A 6,508-nucleotide genomic window follows, 5' to 3' on the forward strand; every position below is an offset into this window, starting at 1 on the left:
GGAAAATCAACCACCTGCAAAATTGTCTGAAGAAGACAAGTGAGGTTTAAGATTTTTTAGCTATAAGAAGCGCGTCATGAGAATGAACGCGCTTCATAAGCCAGGGAAAAAAGGAGAGCTCGCCGATAAGCCGGGTTCTGTCGTGGACAGTCATTCATCTAGGGCCTGCGTCACCACAGGCCTCAAGCAACCTACCCGAGTCCAGCGCGGGCCACGCCATAGGACTCCTATTTGGTCTTGCTCCAGGTGGGGTTTACCATCGCCGTGGACTGTTGCCAGCCACGCGGTGCGCTCTTACCGCACCGTTTCACCCTTACCGGCACCCGTGAACTGGTCACGGGCACTTAGGCGGTCTGCTTTCTGTTGCACTTTCCGTCGGCTCACGCCGCCCAGGAGTTACCTGGCACCTTGCCCTGCGGAGCCCGGACTTTCCTCCCCCGGTTAAACCGGCGGCGACTGTCTGGCGAGCTCGGGCGAGACAATACTCCTGCACCACCCACCATGCAAGAAAAAGCACCGGGCCGGAGGTTAGCTTTCCTTAAGTTCCAGCGCACGCTGATACAGCTCGTTTTTGCCCAACCCCGTCAAAACAGAGGCAATCTTCGCGACTTTTTTGACCGGCAGCTCCGCCATTAACAGGCCCAGCAACTGGTCTACATCCAGCGCGCCAGCCATCAGCCCGCTTTCAGCCTTGTCAGCACCCCGCACCATGACAACGAACTCGCCACGACTGCCGTGAGGGTCGTCTGAAAGTGCAGAGAGGACCTGAGCAGCCTCACCCGAGTAAAAAGTCTCGAAGGTCTTGGTGATCTCCCGACCCAGCACAATCTCGCGATGCTCACCCATAACTTCCACTATGTCCGCCACTGTATCCAGTATTCTGTGAGGTGACTCATAGAAGACCAGAGTTGCTGTCTCCTTCCGAAGTTCATCCAGCGCTGCGCAACGACCTGTGCGTTTTGCGGGCAAAAAACCGACAAACAGGAAGCGATCCGTAGGCAGACCTGCAGCACTCAACGCAGCAACCAGTGCGCAGGGTCCGGGAATCGGGCTTACCCGAATCTCCTCAGCCCTCGCTTCACGAACCAGCACATAGCCCGGATCAGAGATCAGTGGCGTACCAGCGTCTGAAATCAATGCAACATCAGCACCCGCCAACAATTGGTCCAGTATGCTTTTAACTCTGCCGCGCTCATTGTGATCATGTAATGCGATCAGGGGTTTGTTGATACCCAGATGCTGAATCAAACGCCCACTGTGGCGGGTATCCTCTGCCGCAATAACCGCAACCTCCGAAAGCACCCTGACTGCACGCGGCGAAAGATCCTCCAGATTCCCAATAGGGGTGGCAACGATATACAGGGTTCCACGGCCGCCACCTGGTTTTATTGCCTGCATGGCAGACTGATCCGTTTCAGATTTCAAAATGTATGCCTCGCGCACAGGGACGTCGGTACCATGACACCTGCGTCATGTGAATTAGCCCGGGAGCTGTTAAACTTGCCACCATCAGATCGGCGCCACAAGCCCAAAACTCCAGAATCTATAGAGCTTGCCATGACCAAAAACCGTATTAACCACCGCGCCCTGGCCGGGATATTCGCTATAAGCCTGTTATTTGCCGGTTGCGCCAGTGTCGACCTGACGTCACACGTGGCCGAGTCGCCCTCCCAGGCTCTTGAGCTTGCCGCAAAGGAACGCAACATTGAAACGGCCCAGCAATATCTGCTGAAGGTAGCCAGCCGGTTCCAGGAACGCGATGAACATCGGGCCGCCCGCACATTACTGCAGAGCGATCAACTGGCGCAACCTGCACCGTCATTGCAGGCTCAAACGCAACTGCTTGCCATGGCAGGTGCAGTGGCACTCGAAGACCGGGAGTGGGCCGACACTATCGTCGAGAGGCTCTCACCGGACAGCTTCAGAAACTACAATTCAGACCTTGTTAACCGAGCTGCCAGCCTTCAGGCCCAAACCTACGCACTTGTCGGCGACCGCCTCTCCGCAGCCCTGACGCTGATGTTGCTTTCACAGACAGATGGCAGGGTTAATCCACAGGAAATCCACGATCAGATCTGGGTATTGCTGAAAGCCGTTCCGGACCAGAAACTTTCTGCCGCAAGTGAGAGCAGCATTGGCTTTGAAACCGAGGGGTGGCTTGAACTCGCAGCCAGCGTGCGTGACCCGGGGTTGAGCATCGATGATCAGGGGCGTGTCATCCGTCGCTGGCAAAATAACTGGCCCGGCCACCCGGCTGCGCAGGTACTGCCATCAGAGCTGCAACTTATCGCCAGCCTCGCAGAAAACCGGCCAGAAAGAATTGTGCTGGCCCTGCCGCTTCAAGGCCCCCTTGCCAGCGCTGGCAAAGCCATCCGTGACGGCTTCCTGGCCGCCTATTACCAGGACGACTCAGCAGATCGCAGCAAAACCGACATCCGTATCGTAGACACTTCAAATCAACCATTTGACGAGCTTTATAAGGAACTCGCCGCTCAGGATATCGATCTGATTATAGGCCCCCTTGAAAAAGAAGCCTTGGCGAGCCTCACCAACCTGAGAACTCTCCCGGTGCCTGCTCTCGGGCTAAACTATCTGGCTGCCGACAAGAAGGCCCCGGACGGCCTCTATCAATTTGGCCTCTCAGCAGAAGACGAAGCGCGACAGATTGCAGACCGGCTCTCGGAACAGAATATCAATCAGGTTCTGGCTCTCATTCCACAAGGTGAGTGGGGCGACCGGGTAGAGGCGGCGCTGCTGAATCGCATGCAACGCAATGACTCGGTTGCACTTGATATCGAGCGGTTCTTCCGCGAAGACAACCTGCGCGCAGTTACCGCAGACTTGCTGGGTATTACCGTATCCCGGGACAGGGCTATACAGGTCGAACGAACCATTGGACTCAATGTGGAATTCGAGCCCAGGCGGCGCCAGGATGCAGAGGCAATCGTTATGGTAGCCGAACCTGCAGTCGCGCGGCAGTTCAAGCCCCTGTTTGCGTTTTACTTTGGAGGCGACCTGCCAGTCTACTCGCCCTCGATCATTTACGAAGGCACACCGGATCCTGCCCGGGATCGCGACCTGAATCAGATATTTTTTACTGACATTCCCTGGGTTCTCGACAGCAAAAACCCGCTACGCGAAGAGGCTTCCAAGGCTCTGCCCGGCACCCGTGGTCAGCTTGGCAGGCTCTTTGCGATGGGAGCGGATGCATGGCAGCTGAGTAAACGTCTGCCCCTGTTGCGACAGGTTCAAACAGCTGCCGTGGATGGACAGACAGGCCAACTCACCATGACCCGCGAAGGCAGCATCCACAGGAATCAACTCTGGGCACAGTTCCGCAGCGGCACTCCGAACCTACTACCCGAGCAAACAGAACTTAGTGGCGAAGAGGAAGAGCGCCCCCAGGCACTGACCAACTGAGCAAACCTCGCAAAAAGGACAACCAGCGCCATGGAAGGCCGCAAAGCTATTGGAGCGCACTTTGAAGGAGTCGCCGCACGGTATCTCACTGCCCACGGCGTGCATATCCACGAACGCAATGTTTATAACCGCGGCGGTGAAATCGACCTGATAGGATACGACAGCGATACGCTCGTCTTCTTTGAGGTGCGCTATCGAGGCAGCGGCAGCCTCGTCGATCCGGCGGGCTCCATTTCATACCCGAAACGACAGCGGCTGTTAAAGGCAGCTGCATTCTATCTGCACCGGCATAATCTGTGGAACGCACTCAGCCGAATAGATGTAGTGGCAATCAGCCCGGGAACCGTAAAAAAATACCGGGTACAATGGGTCAAAAATGCAATCCAGGCGGACGTGTAGATTCTGATGAGTGAAACGGAAAACCTGATCAACCAATTGTTTGCGAGCCACATGGAGCATACGGCACAAGCAGCCAGCACCGTAGGCTCGGCAATAGAGCAAGCAGCTGATGCTTTTGTAAGCGCCCTTCTCAATGATGGGAAGATTGTCACCTGCGCCAACGGCAACGCCAACATTATTGCCCAGTATTTCTGTACGGCATTTCTGAATCGCTTTGAGCAGGATCGACCAGCACTACCGGCGATCAATCTGGGAGCCGATGCAACGACCTACTCAGCCATATGCCGTGATAATCGCTTCAATGACACCTTCTCACGCCAGGTAAAAGCGATCGGTAAGCCCGGTGACCTGTTATTCGTAATCGTAGACGACGGCCACAAAGCGAACCTGATTCAGGCTATCCAGGCAGCTCATGACAGGGAAATGAACGTGGTGGTTCTGAGCGCAAGAGAGAAGTCTGACATTACCTCTCTGATGCACGCTGAAGATCATGAAATTGCTCTGAACGATCTCTCGCCAACAGAGGCAGCGCCTCTGCTCCTGCTGGTGATTAACGCTCTATGCTCGCTGGTAGACGGGAAACTGTTCGGGGGCTAAAAAAATGCCGGCAGAGATGCCGGCATTTTTGTCAGTTCAACTACTGGCTTTAGCTTATTTCACGACCTTGAGAGTTGGCCTGCCAGACGGGCGCTCGTCCTGACTTCCCGATTGCCCGGCACTTTCCCTGTCATTAGTGCCATCAGGATCCGGCGAGCCCGGCTCACTGCCAAACACCATACCTTCACCATTTTCCTTGGCATAAATAGCCATCACCGCCTGAAGCGGGATAAATACCTGCATTGGCACACCGCCGAAACGGGCGCTGAATTCCAGCGCGCCATTACCCACTACCAGGCCGCGCACGGCTCCAGGACTGACATTAAGAACGATCTGTCCATTCGCCACATGCTCAGTAGGCACCTGAACACCCTGAACGCCAACATCCACTACTATATAGGGAGTGCAGTCGTTATCCAGTATCCACTCATTAAACGCCCGCACCAGATATGGACGACTGGATGTCATGGTGATCTTGTTATCAGACACGGCTTGCCTCCTGTTCCGTAAAGCGAATACCCGCCAAATCAGCTCCGGATATCTTCTTCAAGATCAGAGAGACTGGCTTTGAAACCTTCGCGGCCAAATATGCTCTCCATATACTTGTGCAGCGGCTTGGCTTGTTTGTCATTCAGCTCTATACCCAACGACGGCAAACGCCAGAGGATGGGTGCGATACAGCAATCTACAATAGTGAATTCCTCAGAGAGGAAAAACGGCATCTCACCAAACAGAGGCGCCGTAGCAAGAAGGCTTTCGCGCAGTTCTTTGCGCGCAGCCTCTGACGCCTTGACGTTCGGCTGATTCAGAATCTGGTCCACCAGACCACACCAGTCCTTCTGAATCCGATGGATCATCAACCGGCTGTTGGCCCGGGCAACCGGATAAACCGGCAGCAAAGGAGGATGCGGAAAACGCTCATCAAGATATTCCATCATGATGTTCGGCTCATACAGAACCAGGTCACGATCTACCAGAGTCGGCAGGGCGTTATACGGATTCAGATCAGCCAACTCGGCTGGCGGATTGTCCGGATCAACATCAACGACGTCAACGGTAACACCCTTCTCTGCCAACACAATGCGCACCCTGTGGCTATAGTGGCTGGCGGGATCTGAGAAAAACGTCATCGATGACCGCTTGGTCACAACGCCCATAGAACTACCTCACGAGTAAACAAACCGAAATGGTCCTGAAAAACGCAAAAATTCCAGCGGGCCGGCTAACGCCCGCTGGAACTCAGGGAACAGGATTATACCCTATTTCTCAGTGTACGTCCTTCCAGTACTCACGATTGAGCAGGTAGGCGAATACAAAGAAAATAGCCACGAAGATCAAAACGAAAACACCAAGGCGCTCACGCTCTACCTTGATAGGGTCCGCCATGTAAGACATGAAGTTGGTCAGATCGTACATGGCACGGTCGAACTCTGCTCCAGTCATACTTCCTTCCGTAGCGTACTCCGGGCAAGCGCTTGCATTATTGATGTTTCCGCTCAATGGTTCAACGCTTGCCGCCTTGCCAATATTAGGCTCAACCGCACATAGCCCCTGGAGATCAACCAGCACATGGGGCATACCCACCTTGTCGAACACCACGTTGTTTACGCCAAGCGGGCGGGTTTCATCCTTGTAGAAACCACGCAGATAGGAGTAAACCCAGGATTCACCGCGCAGGCGGCTTTCCAGCGTAAGATCCGGTGGCGGAGCACCGAACCAGTTCGCAGCCATATCCTTGTCCATGGAGTTCTTCATCAACTCGCCTATCTGAGCGCCAGTGAAGATCAGATTCTCCTCGAACAGATCAACGGGAATCTCGAGATCATCCGCAACCCGCTTGTAACGAGCATACTCCATGGAGTGACACCCCATGCAGTAGTTCGTGAACATGGCCGCGCCGCGCTGAAGAGATGCCTTGTCGGTGTGGTCCGTCTCGATATGATCGAGCGGAACGCCAGCACCGGCTGCCAGCCCGAGAACCGGCAGGAATGCGATGAAAAGACCAAAAATCAGCTTTCTCATTATCCTGTCACCCTCTCTGGTACTGGCTTGGTTTTCTCCATGCGCGTGTAGAACGGCATCAGAATGAAGT

General features: G+C 54.7%; 8 protein-coding genes and 1 other RNA gene. 3 read left to right on the forward strand and 6 right to left on the reverse strand.

Annotation, left to right across the window (positions count from 1 at the left end; genetic code table 11):
• Positions 1 to 110: 110 nt before the first annotated feature.
• Positions 111 to 472: RNase P RNA component class A (rnpB, locus tag ACN0RL_RS14125), an RNA gene on the reverse strand.
• A 56-nt stretch (positions 473 to 528) separates the two neighbouring features.
• Entirely contained in the window at positions 529 to 1,398 is an 870-nt protein-coding gene (gene rsmI / locus ACN0RL_RS14130; protein WP_417517874.1) for a 16S rRNA (cytidine(1402)-2'-O)-methyltransferase, read from the reverse strand.
• Between the two features lie 159 nt (positions 1,399 to 1,557).
• Between rsmI and ACN0RL_RS14135 the strand changes: the two genes are divergently transcribed.
• The 3 genes from ACN0RL_RS14135 to ACN0RL_RS14145 are packed head-to-tail and all read left to right on the forward strand — an operon-like array spanning position 1,558 to position 4,416.
• A complete protein-coding gene (locus ACN0RL_RS14135; RefSeq protein WP_417517860.1) occupies positions 1,558 to 3,420 on the forward strand; it encodes a penicillin-binding protein activator in 1,863 nt (620 codons plus the stop codon).
• A gap of 30 nt (positions 3,421 to 3,450) precedes the next feature.
• Positions 3,451 to 3,819, forward strand: a complete 369-nt coding sequence (locus ACN0RL_RS14140) for a YraN family protein (protein WP_417517862.1) — start codon at positions 3,451 to 3,453, stop codon at positions 3,817 to 3,819.
• 6 nt (positions 3,820 to 3,825) lie between these two features.
• Positions 3,826 to 4,416, forward strand: coding sequence for an SIS domain-containing protein (locus ACN0RL_RS14145; protein WP_417517864.1), 591 nt, complete (start codon positions 3,826 to 3,828; stop codon positions 4,414 to 4,416).
• Positions 4,417 to 4,470: 54 nt separating this feature from the next.
• Here the strand turns inward: ACN0RL_RS14145 and ACN0RL_RS14150 are convergent, their stop codons facing one another.
• The 4 genes from ACN0RL_RS14150 to ACN0RL_RS14165 form a co-directional block, all read right to left on the reverse strand.
• Entirely contained in the window at positions 4,471 to 4,884 is a 414-nt protein-coding gene (locus tag ACN0RL_RS14150; RefSeq protein WP_417517876.1) for a ClpXP protease specificity-enhancing factor, read from the reverse strand.
• Positions 4,885 to 4,943: 59 nt separating this feature from the next.
• Positions 4,944 to 5,573, reverse strand: a complete 630-nt coding sequence (locus tag ACN0RL_RS14155) for a glutathione S-transferase N-terminal domain-containing protein (protein WP_417517866.1) — start codon at positions 5,571 to 5,573, stop codon at positions 4,944 to 4,946.
• Positions 5,574 to 5,682: 109 nt separating this feature from the next.
• A complete protein-coding gene (locus tag ACN0RL_RS14160; RefSeq protein WP_417517868.1) occupies positions 5,683 to 6,438 on the reverse strand; it encodes a cytochrome c1 in 756 nt (251 codons plus the stop codon).
• A partial coding sequence (locus ACN0RL_RS14165) for a hypothetical protein (protein WP_244249411.1) occupies positions 6,438 to 6,508 on the reverse strand: 71 nt, incomplete at its 5' end. The genes ACN0RL_RS14165 and ACN0RL_RS14160, both read right to left, overlap by 1 nt.

The organism is Marinobacter sp., from assembly GCF_048259445.1.
In the GTDB taxonomy this organism is placed as follows: domain Bacteria; phylum Pseudomonadota; class Gammaproteobacteria; order Pseudomonadales; family Oleiphilaceae; genus Marinobacter.